General features: G+C 70.7%; 16 protein-coding genes and 1 tRNA gene. 14 read left to right on the forward strand and 3 right to left on the reverse strand.

Annotated features, from left to right (window positions below):
• Positions 1-65: 65 nt before the first annotated feature.
• The 7 genes from galU (at position 66) to ACFVJQ_RS19070 (ending at position 5,615) form a co-directional block, all read left to right on the forward strand.
• A complete protein-coding gene (galU, locus tag ACFVJQ_RS19040; RefSeq protein ID WP_129799962.1) occupies positions 66-968 on the forward strand; it encodes a UTP--glucose-1-phosphate uridylyltransferase GalU in 903 nt (300 codons plus the stop codon).
• 5 nt (positions 969-973) lie between these two features.
• The gene (gene glp, locus ACFVJQ_RS19045) at positions 974-2,296 is read left to right on the forward strand and encodes a gephyrin-like molybdotransferase Glp (protein WP_385785202.1); all 1,323 of its coding nucleotides are present in this window, start codon (positions 974-976) and stop codon (positions 2,294-2,296) included.
• An 83-nt stretch (positions 2,297-2,379) separates the two neighbouring features.
• Positions 2,380-2,892: a cyclic pyranopterin monophosphate synthase MoaC gene (gene moaC / locus ACFVJQ_RS19050; RefSeq protein ID WP_224733605.1), complete on the forward strand. Its 513-nt coding sequence runs from the start codon at positions 2,380-2,382 to the stop codon at positions 2,890-2,892.
• Positions 2,889-3,389 carry a molybdenum cofactor biosynthesis protein B gene (locus ACFVJQ_RS19055; RefSeq protein WP_385785205.1) on the forward strand — a complete coding sequence of 167 codons (501 nt, stop codon included), beginning with the start codon at positions 2,889-2,891 and terminating at the stop codon, positions 3,387-3,389. The genes moaC and ACFVJQ_RS19055 overlap by 4 nt, the downstream gene beginning before the upstream one ends.
• 26 nt (positions 3,390-3,415) lie before the next feature.
• Positions 3,416-4,084 (forward strand): GNAT family N-acetyltransferase, encoded by a 669-nt coding sequence (locus ACFVJQ_RS19060; RefSeq protein WP_385785208.1) that lies wholly within the window; start codon positions 3,416-3,418, stop codon positions 4,082-4,084.
• Positions 4,085-4,267: 183 nt separating this feature from the next.
• A complete protein-coding gene (gene glpR / locus ACFVJQ_RS19065) occupies positions 4,268-5,470 on the forward strand; it encodes a gephyrin-like molybdotransferase receptor GlpR (protein WP_385513456.1) in 1,203 nt (400 codons plus the stop codon).
• 71 nt (positions 5,471-5,541) lie between these two features.
• Positions 5,542-5,615 (forward strand) — tRNA-Ala (locus tag ACFVJQ_RS19070).
• Positions 5,616-5,724: 109 nt separating this feature from the next.
• Here the strand turns inward: ACFVJQ_RS19070 and ACFVJQ_RS19075 are convergent.
• Positions 5,725-6,204 (reverse strand): GNAT family N-acetyltransferase, encoded by a 480-nt coding sequence (locus tag ACFVJQ_RS19075; RefSeq protein ID WP_224733601.1) that lies wholly within the window; start codon positions 6,202-6,204, stop codon positions 5,725-5,727.
• Between the two features lie 68 nt (positions 6,205-6,272).
• Here ACFVJQ_RS19075 and ACFVJQ_RS19080 point away from each other — a divergent pair, with 68 nt between their 5' ends.
• Positions 6,273-7,076 carry an exodeoxyribonuclease III gene (locus tag ACFVJQ_RS19080; RefSeq protein ID WP_385785212.1) on the forward strand — a complete coding sequence of 268 codons (804 nt, stop codon included), beginning with the start codon at positions 6,273-6,275 and terminating at the stop codon, positions 7,074-7,076.
• A gap of 13 nt (positions 7,077-7,089) precedes the next feature.
• Here the strand turns inward: ACFVJQ_RS19080 and ACFVJQ_RS19085 are convergent, their stop codons facing one another.
• Entirely contained in the window at positions 7,090-7,734 is a 645-nt protein-coding gene (locus tag ACFVJQ_RS19085) for a MerR family transcriptional regulator (RefSeq protein WP_385513458.1), read from the reverse strand.
• A 148-nt stretch (positions 7,735-7,882) separates the two neighbouring features.
• On the opposite strand from ACFVJQ_RS19085, the gene ACFVJQ_RS19090 reads away from it, so the two are divergent.
• From ACFVJQ_RS19090 to ACFVJQ_RS19105, 4 genes are all read left to right on the forward strand, one after another.
• Positions 7,883-9,400: a flavin-containing monooxygenase gene (locus ACFVJQ_RS19090; protein ID WP_385513459.1), complete on the forward strand. Its 1,518-nt coding sequence runs from the start codon at positions 7,883-7,885 to the stop codon at positions 9,398-9,400.
• Entirely contained in the window at positions 9,397-10,332 is a 936-nt protein-coding gene (locus ACFVJQ_RS19095; RefSeq protein ID WP_385513460.1) for an alpha/beta fold hydrolase, read from the forward strand. The genes ACFVJQ_RS19090 and ACFVJQ_RS19095 overlap by 4 nt, the downstream gene beginning before the upstream one ends.
• The gene (locus ACFVJQ_RS19100; protein ID WP_385513461.1) at positions 10,329-11,213 is read left to right on the forward strand and encodes an SDR family oxidoreductase; all 885 of its coding nucleotides are present in this window, start codon (positions 10,329-10,331) and stop codon (positions 11,211-11,213) included. The genes ACFVJQ_RS19095 and ACFVJQ_RS19100 overlap by 4 nt, the downstream gene beginning before the upstream one ends.
• A gap of 82 nt (positions 11,214-11,295) precedes the next feature.
• The gene (locus ACFVJQ_RS19105; protein WP_385785217.1) at positions 11,296-11,484 is read left to right on the forward strand and encodes a hypothetical protein; all 189 of its coding nucleotides are present in this window, start codon (positions 11,296-11,298) and stop codon (positions 11,482-11,484) included.
• An 89-nt stretch (positions 11,485-11,573) separates the two neighbouring features.
• On the opposite strand, the gene ACFVJQ_RS19110 is transcribed toward ACFVJQ_RS19105, so the two are convergent.
• Positions 11,574-14,801 (reverse strand): S41 family peptidase, encoded by a 3,228-nt coding sequence (locus tag ACFVJQ_RS19110; protein ID WP_385785220.1) that lies wholly within the window; start codon positions 14,799-14,801, stop codon positions 11,574-11,576.
• 180 nt (positions 14,802-14,981) lie between these two features.
• Between ACFVJQ_RS19110 and ACFVJQ_RS19115 the strand changes: the two genes are divergently transcribed.
• Positions 14,982-15,581, forward strand: coding sequence for a TetR/AcrR family transcriptional regulator (locus ACFVJQ_RS19115; RefSeq protein ID WP_385513464.1), 600 nt, complete (start codon positions 14,982-14,984; stop codon positions 15,579-15,581).
• Between the two features lie 135 nt (positions 15,582-15,716).
• Positions 15,717-17,954, forward strand: a complete 2,238-nt coding sequence (locus ACFVJQ_RS19120; RefSeq protein WP_385513465.1) for an MMPL family transporter — start codon at positions 15,717-15,719, stop codon at positions 17,952-17,954.
• Positions 17,955-17,989 lie beyond the last annotated feature (35 nt).

The following is a 17,989-nucleotide window of genomic DNA, read 5'->3' on the forward strand; positions in this document are numbered from 1 at the left end:
TCATATGAGAGCCAATTAACCGGAGCCACAGATTCCGCACAAAGGCACCGGATATGGTTGCGGGCATGACTCAGTCGCACCTCAGGATCAGCAAGGCCGTCATTCCCGCAGCAGGCCTCGGCACCCGCTTTCTGCCGGCCACCAAGGCCACCCCCAAGGAGATGCTGCCGGTTGTCGACAAGCCTGCGATCCAGTATGTGGTCGAGGAGGCCGTGTCGGCCGGTCTCGACGACGTTCTCATGATCACGGGCCGCAACAAGCGTCCCCTTGAGGACCACTTCGACCGCAATTACGAACTCGAGTCTGCTCTGCAGAAGAAGGGCGACGCCGGGCGACTCGCCAAGGTCCAGGAGTCCAGCGACCTCGCGACGATGCACTACGTGCGCCAGGGCGACCCCAAGGGCCTGGGCCACGCCGTCCTGTGCGCGGCCCCGCACGTGGGCAACGAGCCGTTCGCCGTCCTCCTCGGCGACGACCTGATCGACCCGCGCGACCCGCTCCTCAAGCGGATGATCGAGGTCCAGGAGCAGCGCGGCGGCAGCGTCATCGCGCTCATGGAGGTCGCGCCCGAGCAGATCCACCTCTACGGATGCGCCGCCGTGGAGACCACCGAGGACAGCGACGTCGTCAAGATCGGCGACCTGGTGGAGAAGCCGGACCCGGCCGACGCCCCCTCCAACTACGCGATCATCGGCCGGTACGTCCTCGACCCGCGCATCTTCGACGTCCTGCGCAAGACCGAGCCCGGCCGCGGCGGCGAGATCCAGATCACCGACGCCCTCCAGCTGCTCGCCCAGGACGAGAAGGTCGGCGGCCCCGTGCACGGCGTCGTCTTCAAGGGCCGCCGCTATGACACCGGCGACCGCGGCGACTACCTGCGTGCCATTGTCCGACTCGCGTGCGAACGTGAAGACCTGGGCCCGGACTTCCGGACCTGGCTTCGCAGTTACGTCACCGAGGAGATGTAGCCACCTTGAGCACCGCCGCGCCCCGCGCCACCGGCCAGGACCACCTGTGGTCGGTGGACGAACACCTGGAGGACATCCTCGAGACCGTCCGCCCCCTCGAACCCATCGAGCTGCAACTCCTCGACGCCCAGGGCTGCGTCCTGGTCGAGGACGTCACGGTGCCGGTCTCCCTGCCGCCGTTCGACAACAGCTCCATGGACGGGTACGCGGTGCGGGTCGGGGATGTCACGGACGCGAGCGAGGAGTTCCCGGCCGTCCTCGAGGTCATCGGGGACGTCGCGGCCGGCCAGGCGGACCTGCTCCAGGTGGGTCCCGGCCAGGCCGCCCGCATCATGACCGGCGCCCCGCTCCCGCCCGGCGCCGAGACGGTGGTCCCCGTCGAGTGGACCGACGGCGGCCTCGGCGAGGGCCCCGTCACCGGGATGCGGGCGCGCAGCCTCGCCCCCGAGGGCGCCACCGGGCACGTGCGCGTGCACCGGCCGGCCGAGGCACGCGCGCATGTACGCGCGAAGGGCAGCGACGTGAAGGCCGGCGACCGCGCCCTGGAGGCCGGCACCATCCTCGGCCCGCCGCAGATCGCCCTGCTCGCCGCCATCGGCCGCGGCACGGTACGCGTACGCCCGCGCCCGCGCGTGGTCGTGCTGTCCACCGGCAGCGAACTCGTCCAGCCCGACGAGGAACTGGGCAGCGGCCAGATCTACGACTCCAACAGCTTCGCCCTCACCGCGGCCGCCCGTGACGCCGGCGCCATCGCCTACCGCGTGGGTGCCGTCGCCGACGACGCCGAGACCCTGCGCACCACCATCGAGGACCAGCTCGTCCGCGCCGACCTCATGGTCACCACCGGCGGCGTGAGCGTCGGAGCGTACGACGTCGTCAAGGAGGCGCTGTCGCACGTCGCCGACGAGGACGAACCGGGCAGCGGCATCGAGTTCCGCAAGCTCGCCATGCAGCCCGGCAAGCCGCAGGGCTTCGGCTCCATCGGCCCCGACCACACCCCGCTGCTGGCCCTCCCCGGCAACCCGGTGTCGTCGTACGTCTCCTTCGAACTGTTCGTCCGCCCCGCGATCCGCACCCTCATGGGGCTGGAGGACGTCCACCGGCCCAGGACCCGGGCGACCTTGACCGCGGACAAGGCGCTGACCTCGCCGAAGGGCCGCCGGCAGTTCCTGCGCGGTACGTACGCCGACGGCAAGGTGACCCCCGTCGGCGGCGTCGGCTCCCACCTGGTGGCCGCCCTCGCGCACGCCGACGCGCTGATCGTGATCCCCGAGGACGTCGAGTCCGTCACGCCGGGCACCGAGGTCGAGGTGGTCCTGCTCGGCTGAGCGCCCCAGGTTGGCGGTACCGTGTCGCGCACAGCAGGCCCGTGCGCCGCACCGCGACGGGCCCGGACCGGGAGCGCCACACCATGACCGTGCCTTCCCGGGGGGAGACCCCCGGACCCCCTGTGCAGGACCGACTGACGCACATCGACGACGCGGGGGCCGCCCGCATGGTCGACGTGTCGGACAAGGACGTCACCGCGCGCACCGCGCGCGCGAGCGGACGCGTCCTCGTCTCGCCCCGTGTGATCGAGCTGCTGCGCGGCGAAGGCGTGCCCAAGGGCGACGCTCTGGCCACCGCGCGGATCGCGGGCATCATGGGCGCCAAGCGCACCCCGGACCTGATCCCGTTGTGCCACCCGTTGTCGGTGTCGGGTGTGACACTGGACCTGTCGGTCGCGGACGACGCCGTGGAGATCCTGGCCACGGTGAAGACGACGGACCGTACGGGCGTCGAGATGGAGGCCCTCACCGCGGTCTCCGTCGCTGCGCTCACCGTGATCGACATGGTCAAGGCGGTCGACAAGGGAGCGGTCATCACGGACGTACGGGTGGAGGAGAAGACGGGCGGCAAGTCGGGCGACTGGAGCCGGGCATGACGTATCGCGCTCTTGTGGTCACCGCCTCCAACAGGGCTGCCGCCGGCCTGTACGAGGACAAGGGCGGCCCGCTGATCGCCGAGGGCCTCAAAGGCTTCGGGTTCACGGTCGACGGACCGCAGGTCGTCCCCGACGGGGACCCCGTGGAGGCCGCCCTGCGCGCCGGTGTCGACGCCGGGTACGACGTGATCGTCACCACCGGCGGCACCGGCATCTCGCCCACCGACCGCACGCCCGAGGCGACCCGCGCGGTACTCGACCACGAGGTGCCGGGCATCACCGAGGCCATCCGTGCGTTCGGACGGGAGAAGGTGCCGGCCGCCGCGCTCTCCCGGGGGCTGGCCGGGGTGGCGGGGCAGACACTGATCGTCAACCTGCCGGGCTCCTCCGGCGGGGTACGGGACGGACTGGCCGTCCTGGAGCCCCTCCTGATCCACGCCGTCGACCAGCTCCGCGGCGGCGACCACCCCAGACCCAGCAGTGGGGGTGCGAGCTGAACAGCCCATCCTGGCCCGTCGAACTGGTGGAGGGCGATGTCGTCCTCCGGCCGATAAAGCTGCGCGACCAGCGGGCCTGGCGTGAGGTCAACCGGCGCAACCGTGACTGGCTGCGCCCCTGGGAGGCGACCATTCCGCCGCCCGCGCCCGGCGGGCCGATCGCACACCGGCCGACCTACCGCCAGATGGTGCGCCATCTGCGCTCCGAGGCGAACGCGGGCCGGATGCTGCCGTTCGTCATCGAGTACCAGGGGCGGCTGGCCGGGCAGTTGACGGTGGCCGGGATCACCTGGGGTTCGATGTGCTCGGGGCACATCGGTTACTGGGTGGACGAGTCCGTGGCCGGACGCGGTGTGATGCCGACGGCCGTGGCGCTCGCCGTGGACCACTGTTTCCGGACTGTCGGGCTCCACCGCATCGAGGTCTGCATTCGCCCGGAGAACGCACCCAGCCGCCGGGTCGTGGAGAAACTCGGATTCCGCGATGAGGGCCTCAGGCCCCGTTATCTCCACATCGACGGAGCCTGGCGCGACCACCTCGTCTTCGCCCTCACCGCGGAAGAAGTGCCCGACGGACTGCTGAGCCGCTGGCGGCGGAACCGGCTGCGGAGCACGGGCGAGAACGGGCAGAGCACGCCGCGCAACCCGCAGAGCCTGCCGTGGAACCCGCAGAACGCCCCGGGCAATCACGCGTAACCCCAGAATTGAATAAATGTTCGAAAATGATCGAGCGGTGACCACTCCGGGGCGTTGAATTCGCGACCTCGGTGACCTACTGATCGCATCGCTCACAAAAAAGCTCGAAATATCAGCCAGATCGTGCGACACACCGGCTCAATTGGCAGATGGCCTCACGCAAACCCCTCTACCGTGTGAGGCGTGAGCAGCAGCGGCCTCATCTACGCAGTCATTGTCGGGGCCTGGGCCGCCTACTTGGTGCCCATGTGGCTCCGTAGGCAGGACGAGCTGAACGAGGCCCGTCCGACGGAGCGCTTCAGCACCGCCATCCGGTTGCTGTCCGGACGGGCGGCCATGGAGCGTCGATACGCCAAGGACCTGCAGGCGCGCTCCACCGACGAGGGGGAGCCCGACCCCGACGACCCGGACGCCGTCACCGACTCGGTGGACGTCCGGGCCTTCGCTGTGTCTCCGGCCAGGCCCCGGACGCAGGCGACGGTCCAGGCGCAGGGCACGGAGCAGACGCAACCGGCACGCGAGCCCGCAGGCGCGTCCGCGGGCGAGGGCGACTCGGCGCCGACGGGCAACCGCGTGCCGTCCGCCCGGCGCGCGCCCACCGCGGAGGCCGCCGCCGCGCGCGCCCAGCGCTCGAAGGTGCTCGCGCGCCGCCGGCGTACGACAGTGGTGCTCTTCTTCGCGTTCACGCTCGGCGCGATCGTCGCGGCCGTGGGCGGGCTCGCCTTCCTGTGGGCGCCCGGTGTGCCCGCAGTGCTGCTCAGCGTGTACATCGCGTATCTGCGCACCCAGGAGCGCCGCCGCTTCACCTACCAGATGGACCGCCGCCGGGCGGAGGCCGCAGCGCAGCACCTGCGCGAGCGGGCACGCCAGCCCCGTCGGCAGGCGGCCGCCGAGATCGACGCCGGCGACCCTGACGAGGGACCCGAGCCGGAGGCCGACCCCGGGCTGTCGGCGCTCGCGGCGGACCGGCGGGCGCTCGTCGAGCAGACCGATCACGCCGAGTGGGTCGACCAGCAGCGGGAGCGGCAGCGCGGGCCAGGCCGGGGCGAGAGCTGGGAGCCGGTGCCGGTGCCACTGCCGACGTATGTGACGGCGCCGGTCGCTCCGCGGGCCACGCCCGATGTCGATCTGGGAGCGCCGGACGCGTGGAGTTCGGCGCGGTCGAGCTCCGTCGCGCGGGACCAGGAGGCCGGGGACGGGGCCTCCACGGCCTCCCCGGAAGGCATGGAGACGGCGGAGCCGGACGAGGCGGCGGACCGTACGGACGGTGACGACCGCAGCGACGCCCGGCGCGCGGCCTCGGCCCGCCGGGCACGGGAACGGGGGCGTACGCCCCTGTTCGACCAGTACGAGGACGGGGAGCGACCGCGGGCGGCCAACGAGTAGGGCACCCCGGGCCTCGGGGGAACGGATTTCCAAGCAGCCCGATCGGGGTGCTAAAGTTTCACTCGTTGCAAGGGCCTGTGGCGCAGTCCGGTAGCGCACCTCGTTCGCATCGAGGGGGCCAGGGGTTCAAATCCCCTCAGGTCCACCGCAACAACTGCCCCGGGGAAACCCGGAGTCGGTTGACAGGAGTCCGCCCGATCGGTTGATCGGGCGGGCTCCTTTTGTTGCCTGCCCCCGGACCGGCTGATGCCGGGTCAGGCGAGGGGCTTCGCGAAACAGCGGCTGGCCTCGTGGAAGCGGTAGTAGCCGAACTTGGTGCACGGCTCGTAGCCGCTGGAGGTGTAGAGGGCGATGGCCTCCGGCTGCTCTGTGCCGGTCTCCAGGACCATGCGGACGCGGCCGGCCGCGCGGGCGTCGTCCTCCAGGGCGGTGAGCATGCGCCGGGCCAGGCCGCGGCCACGCAGCTCCCTGATCACGAACATCCGCTTGAGCTCGGCGTCGCCGTCCTCGTTGCCCTCGCCGTTCTTGTCCTGGCTGCGCCAGCCGCCGGTGGCGACGGGGCGGTCGCTCTCGTCGTAGGCGATCAGGTACACGCCGTTCGGCGGCGCGAAGTCCGACGGGTCGAGGGGGGTGGCGTCGCCGCCGTCGCCGTAGCGCTCGTGGTACTCGGCCTGGACCTCGTCGTTGAGCTTGACGGCGTCGGGGTGGTCGAAGGAGACGCGGCGTATATTCATGCTGGGAATCGTACATCTATGCGGTGACCGAATCCGGACTTCGTCCAGTGTGCCGGTATCGTGCCCGGGTGCTCACTGTGACCTCTGTGAACGTGAACGGGTTGCGGGCCGCCGCGAAGATGGGCTTCGTGGAGTGGCTCGCCGGTACGCAAGCCGATGTGCTCTGCCTGCAGGAGGTGCGCGCCGAGCCGCAGCAGCTGCCCGAGCACGTCCGCGCGCCGCAGGGCTGGCATGTCGTGCACGCCCCCGCGGCCGCCAAGGGGCGCGCCGGCGTCTCGCTGTACACCCGGCGTGAGCCGGACGCCGTCCGCATCGGATTCGGGTCGGCCGAGTTCGACGACAGTGGGCGCTACGCCGAGGTCGACCTGCCCGGTGTGACGATCGCCTCCCTCTATCTCCCCTCCGGCGAGGTCGGGACCGAGCGGCAGGACGAGAAGGTCCGGTTCATGGGTGAGTTCCTCGCCCATCTGAAGGACCTGCGCGAGCGGGCCGCCGCCGACGGGCGTGAGGTGCTCGTCTGTGGCGACTGGAACATCGCCCACCAGCAGGCCGACCTGAAGAACTGGCGCGGCAACACCAGGAACTCCGGCTTCCTGCCGGAGGAACGGGAGTGGCTGGGGCGGGTCTTCGAGGCCGGGAGCGGCGGATACGTCGACGTGGTGCGGGCACTGCATCCGGACGTGGAGGGGCCGTACACCTGGTGGTCGTACCGGGGGCGGGCCTTCGACAACGACACGGGATGGCGTATCGACCTGGCGGTGGCGACGCCCGGGCTCGCCGAACGCGCCGTCAAGGCGGTCGTCGAGCGGGCGGCCACGCATGCGGAGCGGTGGTCGGACCATGCGCCGGTGACGGTGGTCTTCGAGCAGTGATACGGGCTCGCGGCTACGGCTTCTTCCGCAGCCGCCGGTCCATGGCCAGTGACAGCTCCGCCTCCACCACGCTGCGGGCCAGTGGGCGCAGGCGCGGCAGGTCGTCCTCGGTGGCGTGGCGCAGGACCAGGTCGGCGAACAACTCCGCCAGCGCGTCGGCGTGTTCGCGGACCCGTTTGCCCGCCGCCAGGACCTCCGCGAGCGGGATGCCCTCGCGCACCAGTGCGGCGGACACCTCCAGCAGGCGGCGGCTGATGTGGACGATCTCGTCGCCGTCGGTGCCGAGGTAGCCGAGTTCCATTGCGGCGGCGAGGTTCTCGGGGGTGGCCTGGCCCGCGAAGTGGTCGGCGAGTTCCTCGGGGGTGAGGCGGACGGGGGTTTCCTCGGTGGGGGCACCCAGGCCGAGCAGGTCGCCGACGTCCCGGCCGTTGTCGAAGGCCTCGGCCAGCTCCGCTATGCCGCTCAGGGTGTGGCCGCGTTCGAGGAGTGCGCCGATGGTGCGCAGGCGGGCCAGGTGGTGGTCGTCGTACCAGGCGATACGGCCTTCCCGGCGGGGTGGTGGGATCAGCTTGCGTTCGCGGTAGAAGCGCAGGGTGCGCACTGTGATGCCGGCCAGCCGGGCCAGCTCCTCCATGCGGTACTCACGCTTGTCTGCCACGACCGCACCCTAAGTCGTACCGCCGGTAACTTTCCTCGTACCGCCCTCTACCGATCAGTAAGGTCCTCCCCTACGCTCCCATTGCGCCAGTGTTCACTGGCAGAGTACGCAACTGCGCAGAGTCGCGTGGACAGGGAGGGGCGTCGGTATGGCCGAACACGAGCATGTGCGGGTGGCGGTCGTCGGGTCCGGGTTCGGCGGGATCGGGGCGGCCGTGCGGCTGCGCCGGGAGGGGATCACCGACTTCGTCGTCCTGGAACGGGCCGACAGCGTCGGCGGCACCTGGCGGGACAACAGCTATCCGGGGTGCGCGTGTGACGTACCGTCACATCTCTACTCGTTCTCCTTCGCGCCCAACCCGGACTGGCCGCGCACCTTCTCCGGGCAGGAGCACATCCGTGCCTACCTGGAGCGTGTCACCGACGTCTTCCGGCTCCGCCCACACCTCCGCTTCAACTCGGAGGTGAAGAAGATGAGCTGGGACGGCCAGGAGCTGCGCTGGGAGATCGAGACCAGCTCCGGCCGGCTCACCGCCGACTTCGTCGTCTCGGCGACCGGCCCCCTGTCCGACCCGAAGATCCCGGACATCCCCGGGCTCGACACCTTCCCCGGCAAGGTCTTCCACTCGGCCCGCTGGGACCACGACTACGACCTGCGCGGCAAGCGGGTCGCCATGGTCGGCACCGGCGCCTCCGCCATCCAGATCGTGCCGGCCATCCAGCCCGACGTGGCGAAACTGGTCCTCTTCCAGCGCACCCCGCCCTGGGTGATGCCCCGCATGGACCGCGCCATCAGCGGCGCCGAGCGCCGGCTGCACCGCGCCGTTCCGCTGACGACCCAGCTCCGGCGTGGACTGCTCTGGGGCATCCGGGAGTTGCAGGTCCAGGCCTTCACCAAGCACCCCAACGAACTGGGCCTGGTCGAGCAGTTGGCCAAGCGCAACATGGCCCGAGCCGTCAAGGACCCGGCCCTGCGCGCCAAGCTCACGCCCGACTATCGCATCGGCTGCAAGCGGATCCTGCTGTCGAGCGACTACTACCCGGCGCTCGCCCGGCCCAATGTGGACGTCGTGGCGAGCGGGCTCAGCCGGATCGACGGCTCGAAGGTCATCGCTTCCGACGGCACCGAGACCGAGGTCGACGCGATCGTCTTCGGCACCGGCTTCCACGTCACCGACATGCCGATCGCCGAGCGGGTCGTCGGGACGGACGGCCGGACGCTTGCGGAGGTCTGGAAGGACGGCATGGAGGCCCTCCGCGGCGCCTCCGCGGCGGGGTTCCCCAACTGGATGACGATCATCGGGCCCAACACCGGCCTCGGGAACTCGTCCATGATCCTGATGATCGAGTCCCAGCTGAACTACATGGCCGACTTCGTACGGCAGTTGGACGTGCTCGGCGGGCGCGTCGCCCTCGACGCCCGACCGAGCGCCGTGCACGCCTGGAACCGGCGGGTGCAGGAGCGGATGAAGCGCACGGTGTGGAACACCGGCGGCTGCACCAGCTGGTACCTGGACGCGGCCGGCCGCAACACGACCATCTGGCCCGGTACGACAGCGGAGTTCCGGCGCGCGACACGGCGGGTGGATCTCGCCGAGTACGCGGTGCTGCGGCCGCGCACCGATGCCAGGACCGGCGAGCAGGACGCCGTGGAGGCCGCCGTATGAGCCGTCTGCTGCACGTCTCCTCCGGCCCCTACGCCCCGCCCGTCCCCACCCGTGAACTGACCGTCACCTCCGCCGACGGCTCCCGCCTGCACGTCGAGGTGCACGGCCCCGAGCAGGCGCCGCCCGTCGTCCTGGTCCACGGCTGGACCTGCTCCACCGCCTTCTGGGCGGCGCAGATCCGGGCCCTGGCCGCCGACCACCGGGTCATCGCCTACGACCAGCGCGGCCACGGACGCAGCCCCGCGAGCCCGGCCTGCAGTACTGAGGCCCTCGCCGACGACCTTGAAGCCGTACTCGCCGCGACGCTCGCGCCCGGCGAACGGGCGGTGATCGCCGGGCACTCCATGGGCGGCATGACGGTGATGGCCGCGTCCGCGCGCCCCCGCTTCCAGGCGCACGCGGCGGCCGTCCTACTGTGCAGCACGGGCAGTTCACAACTGGTCGCCGAGTCGACGGTGCTGCCGCTGCGCGCGGGCCGGCTGCGCACCGCGCTGACGCGGCGCGTCCTCGGTTCCCGGGCGCCGCTCGGGCCGGTCACGCCGCTCGCCCGGCGGATCCTCAAGTACGCCACGATGGGCGCCGGTTCGGCCCCGCACATGGTGGAGGCCTGTGCGCGCATCGTGCACGCCTGTCCGCGCAAGGTGCGCCACGCCTGGTCGCACGTACTGAATCTGCTCGACCTCGACCACGGCGTACGGGGGTTGGCGGTACCGACGGCGGTGGTCGTCGGGTCGCACGACCGGCTCACTCCACCGGTGCACGCGCGGGCCCTGGTCGCCGCACTGCCACAGTGCGTCGGGCTCACTGAGCTGCCCGGGCTCGGGCACATGACACCGGTGGAGGCGCCCGAGCTGGTCACCGGCAGGATCCGGGAACTCGTCACCACCTACGCGAACAGCGCGGCGGACACCGACGTCAAGGAGGGCGCATGAGCAGGGTCAGCCTGGAGGGGCAGGTCGCGGTCATCACCGGGGCGGCGCGGGGCGTCGGCGAGCTGCTCGCCCGGAAGTTGTCGGCGCGCGGCGCCACGGTGGCGCTGGTCGGGCTGGAGCCGGACGCGCTCAAGGAGGTCTCCGCGCGGCTGCACGGCGACAGCGACCACTGGCACGCCGACGTCACCGACCACGACGCCATGGCGAGGGTGGCCCGCGAAGTCAAGGAACGCTTCGGCAAGGTCGACATCGTCGTCGCCAACGCCGGTGTCGCGACCGGCGGTCCCTTCGTCGACTCCGATCCGGAGGCGTGGCGGCGGGTCATCGAGGTCAACCTGATCGGATCCGCCGTCACGGCCCGGGCGTTCCTGCCCGTGCTGGTGGAGAGCCGGGGCTATCTGCTCCAGATCGCCTCCCTCGCCGCGATCACGCCGGCGCCGATGATGACCGCGTACTGCGCCTCCAAGTCGGGTGTCGAGGCGTACGCGCACAGTCTGCGCGCCGAAGTCGGCTACCAGGGTGTGAAGGTGGGCGTCGCGTATCTGTCGTGGACCGACACCGACATGGTGCGCGGGGCCGATCAGGACGATGTCATGCGGGAGTTGAGGCAGCGACTGCCGTGGCCGTCGAACAAGACGTATCCGCTGGGGCCCGCGGTCGACCGGATCGTCGCCGGGATCGAGCGGCGGTCGAGCCATGTGTACGGGCAGTGGTGGCTGCGCGGGATGCAGGGGGTTCGCGGGTATCTGCCGGGAATCATCGGGACGGTGGGGCAACGGGAGATGCGGCGGTTCGCGGACCGGTTGCAGGGGATGCGGACCGGGCTCGTGGGTGCGGGCGGGGCCGCCGATGAACAGGCCCGCGCTACAGAGCGTAGTTGATCGAAATGCGTGCTTAGTCCGTCCGTGTAAATCTGGTCGAGGCCCGATCCCCTCACCCGCATTGGGAGTGAATCTCATGGGCATGAAGGACCAGTTCCAGGACAAGGCCGAGCAGCTCAAGCAGCAGGCCAAGGAGAAGGTCGGTCGGCAGGACGAGCGTGAGCGCGAACGCAGCGAGCGCGGTGAGCCGATAAGCGAGCGCAGCCGGCGCGAGACGGAGCGCGAGCAGCGGGAGGCCGAGGACCGCTTCGACCAGGACTACGACGTGTGACGTCCGTCAACTTCCGCTCGGCATCGGCCGATTGACGCGGGGTGCCCTTGTGAGGGCGCCCCGCGTTCCTTCGTTCACGGGGGCGGCGCTCAGGTCCGTGGCGGGAGCTTGGGGCGGGAGCGGTTCGGGATGTCGCCGTGGTCCGGGGGTGTTGCCGCCGGATTGGTCGTCAGGAGCTCCAGGGCCAGCCGGACAGCGTCGTCGAGTTGGGCATGGCGGCCCTCCGCCCAGTCGAGGGGGGTACGCAGGGCCTCCAAGTCGGGGGCGACACCGTGGTTTTCGACCGACCAGCCGTAGGCGTCGAACCAGGCCGCGTTCATCGGGACCGTGATGACCGTGCCGTCGCCCAGGCGGTGCCGTCCGGTCATGCCGACGACTCCGCCCCAGGTGCGCTGCCCGACGACCGGGCCCAGGTTCAGGAGTTTGAAAGCGGCCGTGATCATGTCGCCGTCCGAGGACGTGGCCTCGTCGGCCAGCGCCACCACCGGCCCGCGGGGCGCGTTCGAGGTGTACGACACCGGCTGGGCGTTGCGGGTGAGGTCCCAGCCGAGGATCGTGCGGGTCAGCTTCTCGATGACGAGTTCGCTGATGTGCCCGCCGGCGTTGCCGCGCACGTCCACGATCAGCGCGGGCCGCGAGACCTCCATGCGCAGATCGCGGTTGAACTGGGCCCAGCCGGAGCCGCCCATGTCGGGGATGTGCAGATAGCCGCAGCGGCCTCCGCTCAACTCCCGTACCACCGCACGGCGTTTGGCCACCCAGTCCTGGTAGCGCAGCGGCCGTTCGTCGACGAGCGGGATGACGGCGACCCGGCGGGAGCGTCCCTCGCCCTCGGCCGGGGTGAACGTCAGCTCCACCGTCGTACCGCCCGCGCCCGCGAGGAGCGGGTAGGGGCCGGTCACCGGATCCACCGGGCGTCCGTCCACATGGGTCAGGACCGCACCCTCCCGGATTCCCGAACCGGCGAGCGGGGAACGGGCCTTGGAGTCGGAGGAGTCACCCGGCAGGATCCGCTTGACCATCCAACTGCCGTCCCGGCACACGAAGTTGGCGCCGAGCAGGCCCTGCCAGCGCTGGTACTGCGCCGGTCCCTCGTTGCGGCGGGCGGCGGAGACGTAGGCGTGCGAGGTGCCCAGCTCGCCCAGTACTTCGCGGAGCAGGTCGGCGAACTCGTCCGGCGACGCGACCCGGTCGACCAGCGGCCGGTACTGGTCCAGTACCGTGTCCCAGTCGATGCCGCACATCCCCGGGTCCCAGAAGTACGCGCGGATGAGCCGGCCCGCCTCCTCGTACGACTGGCGCCACTCGGCGCCCGGCTCCACCTCGTGCATGATCCGGCGCACGTCGATCCAGGTCGTCGTGTCGCTGTCGCCGGTCTCCGTGGACGGCACCGCGCGCAGGTCGCCCTCGTCGACCACGACGAGCCGGGTGCCGTCGCCGCTGACCGCGAAGAAGTCCAGGTGCTGGACGAGTTCCGACTTCTTCGCCTTGGTGATGTTGAAGTACTCGAGGGTGGGGCGGCCGCTGGTGTCGTCCGGGTTCACGAACGTCTCGCCCAGCGCGCCCGAGATCGGCCAGCGCAGCCAGACCAGCCCGCCGCCCGCGACCGGGGCCAGCGCCGAGTACTTGGAGGCCGCGACCGGGAACGGCGTCACCCGGCTCTCCAGGCCCTCGATCTCCACCATCACCGCGCCGGCCTCGCCGGGCTCCTCCTCGACCGGTTCCAGGCCCCCGGCGGCGGGGCGGCCGTCGGGGTTCAGGGCGAAGGGGGAGGGCGTGGCGGAGGAGAGCGGGACCAGGTACGGGCGGCAGCCCAGCGGGAAGGAGAGGTCGCCGGTGTGGACGTCGTACACCGGGTCGAAGCCGCGCCAGGAGAGGAAGGCGAGATAACGGCCGTCGCGGGTGAAGACCGGGTTCTCGTCCTCGAAGCGGCCGTTGGTGACGTCGACGATGAAACGGTCCCTGATGCGGGCCATCTTGATCTGGCGCAGGGTGCGCCCGATCCCCGGGTGCGACCACGTCAGCCACGCCCCGTCCGGCGAGAACGCCAGGTCCCGCACCGCTCCGTTGATCGACCGGATCAGCTCGGTCACTTCACCGTTGGACCCCTCCGTCGCGTCGATCAGCAGCAGCCGGCCGTCGTGCGCGGCGATCGCGAGCCGCTCGCCCTGCGGATCGCAGACCATCTCCAGGACGCGCCCCAGCTCCCCCTGTGCCAGCCGCCGCGGCCCGCGGTCGCCGGTGGCCCGCGGCAGATAGGCGATCTCGATCGCGTCCTCGCCCTCCGCGTCCGTGATGTAGGCGACCTGGCCGCCCGAGCCGAGCATCTCCGGGAGCCGGACCCGTACGCCGGGCGTGTCGGTGAGCGCGCGCGCCGGTCCGTCCCGGTGCGTCAGCCAGTACAGACTCCCTCGTACGACGACCGCGCTCGCGCGGCCCGTCTCGTCGACGGAGATGCCGTTCACGTGCTGGGCGGCAGGCACCTGGTACGTACGCCGGCCCGCGCGCGGCCCGCTCAGGCGCACATCGAGACGGCGCGGCGCCGAGTCCGCGGCCAGATCGTCGACGATCCACAGGTCGCCCGCGCACTGGTACACGACCCGCGTGCCGTCGCTGGACGCGTGCCGGGCGTAGAAGGCGTCGTGGTCGGTGTGGCGGCGCAGGTCGGAGCCGTCGTAGGCGCACGAGTAGAGGTTGCCGACGCCCTCGTGGTCGGAGAGGAAGGCGATACGGCCGCCGACGAACAGGGGGGAGTGCAGATGGCCGTTCAGGTCGGCGAGCAGGCGTTGCCCGTGCAGCCACAGCCGGCCCATCGCCCCGCCCCGGTAACGCTTCCAGGAGGCCGGTTCGTGGGGTGGGGTGCCGGTGAGGAGAAGGGTCCGGCGCTCCCCCTCGATGTCGGCGACCTGGATGTCGGAGACCGGCCCCCAGGGCAGCTTGCGGCCCGGGTCGCTGTCGGGGGAGACCTTGTAGGCCCAGGTGAAGTGGGAGAAGGGCTCGCCGTGCGAGGCGACGGCGAGGATGTCGCCGTCCGGGGTCCAGCCGCAGACCTGGGTGTCCGCGCTGCCCCAGTAGGTCAGCCGGCGTCCCGCACCGCCCTCCACCGGGGCGAGATGGATCTCCGGGACGAGGCTGCGCCAGCTCGTGTACGCGAGGTGGCGGCCGTCGGGCGAGAAGCGAGGATGGCCGATCTTGGTGCGGTCGACGGTGAGCCGCCAGGCGCGGCCCGGGCCGTCGAGTGGGGCGAGCCAGAGGTCGTCCTCGGCGACGAAGCACAGCAGGTCACCGCTGAGGTGGGGAAGACGCAGATAGGTCACCTTTCCATGCTTTGTCCGGGAACGAACCGTAGCAAATCGTGAAAAAATAACGATGCGTGACGCAGGACACGTACGAAACCGTTTCGTTTCGAATGCGGGCTGCGCTACATTCCTCGTGTACGAAACCGTATCGTTCGGAAGTTGGTTCGACGTGTCGTTCGGAACAGGAAGGTGAGCGGAATGGCTGAGGTCGCAACGCCGCGTCGCAGTCGTATCACTCCCGAGCGCGCGGCCGAGCTGTACGAGGCCGTGCTCGACCTGCTCCGTGAAGTCGGCTACGACGCCCTCACCATGGACGCCGTGGCCGCCAGGACACGCTCCAGCAAGGCCACGCTCTACCGCCAGTGGGGCGGCAAGGCCGAGCTGGTGGTGAAGGCCATCCGGCACAACAAACCCGGTTCCTTCGCCGACGTCGACACCGGCTCGCTCCGGGGCGACCTGCACGCCCACATGGAGCTGGCGGACGACTGCGAGATGGAGCAGAACGCCGCGCTCATGCGGGGTCTGGCCATGGCGGTGCACAACAACCCCGATCTCCTGCGGGAGTTCCGGGAACAGCTCATCGAGCCGGAGATGACGGAATTCCGTCGTGTGCTGCAGCGTGCCATCGACCGGGGTGAGATCCGTGCGGACAACCCGGCGCTGGAATTCGTGGTGCACATGATGATCGGCGCATTCGTCGCCAGGGGGCTGATCGAGGATCAGCCGCCGACCCGGGCCTTCCTCACCTCGTACATCGACGCCGTGGTCCTCCCCGCCCTCGGCGTTCCCACCACCTGAGCAGCATCCCCCTCAGTTAGTACCCGACCAGTACCTGACGCGACCGCTCACGTCGTCGGGCCGATCACCCCTGCCACCCACCGGGTTGATCAACCCTGCCCTGAACACCCCACGACCTGACCGGGAGACGCCCTCGTGGCCACGTTCCTCTACAAACTCGGCCGGCTCGCCTTCCGGCGACGGCATTTCGTCGCCCTGATATGGGTGGCGCTGCTGACGCTCGCCGGTGTCGGCGCCGCCAGTGCCCCCGCTGCGGGCACCACCTCCTTCTCCATCCCCGGCACCGAGGCCCAGAAGGCCTTCGACCTGCTGGAGGACCGCTTCCCCGGCATGAGCGCCGACGGAGCGACCGCCCGGGTCGTCTTCAAGGCGCCCGACGGCGAGAAGATGACCGACGCCGACAACAAGGCGACCGTCGAGAAGGCCGTCCAGGAGCTGTCCGACGGCTCCGAGGTCGCCTCCGTCGCCGACCCGTACCAGGCGCAGGCCGTCAGCAAGGACGGCACGGTCGCCTACGCGGCGGTGAGCTACGACGTCTCCGGCATGGAGCTGAAGGACTCCACCAAGGAAGCCCTGGAGGAGGCCGCGCAGAACGCGCGGGACGCCGGGCTGACCGTGGAGGTCGGCGGTGACGCGCTCCAGGCCACGCCCGAGACCGGCACCACCGAGATCATCGGTATCGCGGTCGCCGCGGTCGTCCTGGTGATCACCCTGGGCTCGCTGGTCGCGGCCGGGCTGCCGCTGCTGACGGCGCTCATCGGCGTGGGCATCGGCGTCGCCACCATCACGGCCCTCGCCAACACGCTCGAACTCGGCTCCACCACCTCCACGCTGGCCATGATGATCGGCCTCGCCGTCGGCATCGACTACGCGCTGTTCATCGTCTCCCGCTACCGGGCCGAACTCGCCGAGGGCCGTGACCGCGACGAAGCGGTCGGCCGGGCGGTCGGCACGGCGGGCTCCGCGGTGGTCTTCGCGGGCCTGACGGTCGTGATCGCCCTGGCCGGTCTCGCGGTCGTCAACATCCCGATGCTGACCAAGATGGGCCTCGCAGCCGCAGGCACGGTCGTCATCGCCGTACTGATCGCTCTCACCATGATCCCGGCGCTGCTCGGCTACGCGGGCCGCAAGATCCAGCCGGCGGGCGCGAAGAGCAAGCTGCTCGGCGGCGGCCGCAAGTCCAAGAACCAGAGCAGCCAGGACAGCCAGACCAAGCCGAACATGGGCACGCGCTGGGCGAGCTTCGTCGTCCGCCGCCCCGTCGCCGTCCTCCTCTTCGGCATCATCGGCCTCGGCGCCGCCGCGGCCCCGGTCGGCTCGCTCGAGCTGGGCCTGCCCGACGACGGTTCGCAGCCGACGTCGACGACCCAGCGCCGCGCCTACGACCTGCTGTCCGAGGGCTTCGGCCCCGGCTTCAACGGTCCGCTGATGCTGGTGGTCGACGCCAAGTCCAGCGACGATCCCCAGGCGGCCGCCGCCACGGTGACCGACGAGATCAAGGACCTGGAAGGCGTCGTCACGGTGACCCCGGCGGTGCCCAACAAGGCCGGTGACACCTACACGATCACTGTGATCCCGGACTCCAAGCCCTCGTCGACGCAGACCGAGGACCTGGTCCACGGCATCCGTGACGCGGGCGCGGACCTCAAGGCCGACACGGGCGCGGAGGTGCTGGTCACCGGCACCACCGCCATGAACATCGACTTCTCGCAGAAGATGAACGATGCGCTGATCCCGTACCTGGCGCTGGTGGTGGGCCTCGCGTTCCTGCTCCTGATCGCGGTCTTCCGCTCGATCCTGGTCCCCCTGAAGGCGGCCCTCGGCTTCCTGCTCAGCGTGCTCGCCGCACTCGGTGCTGTGGTCGCGGTGTTCCAGTGGGGCTGGATGGCCGACCTGATGGGCGTCGAGGAGACCGGCCCGATCATGTCGATGATGCCGATCTTCATGGTCGGCGTGGTCTTCGGCCTCGCGATGGACTACGAGGTGTTCCTCGTGACGCGGATGCGGGAGGCGTACGTCCACGGCGAGAAGCCCAGCCAGGCGGTCGTCACGGGCTTCAGGCACGGCGCGCGGGTGGTCACGGCCGCGGCGGTGATCATGATGGCGGTGTTCGCCGGCTTCATCGGCTCCAGCGAGTCGATGGTCAAGATGATCGGCTTCGGTCTCGCGATCGCGGTCTTCTTCGACGCGTTCATCGTCCGCATGGCGATCGTCCCGGCGGTGCTCGCCCTGCTCGGCGACAAGGCCTGGTGGCTGCCGAAGTGGCTGGACCGCGCCCTGCCCAACGTCGACGTCGAGGGCGAGGGCCTGCGCACCCGCTCCGACGACGACCGCAAGGACCCGGACGAGGAACGGGAGCTGGTACGCGTCTGACGCGCCGGCTTCCCTGAAGACCAGCCGGTGAGGGT

The organism is Streptomyces sp. NPDC127197 (assembly GCF_042672405.1).
Lineage (GTDB): Bacteria > Actinomycetota > Actinomycetes > Streptomycetales > Streptomycetaceae > Streptomyces > Streptomyces flavusporus.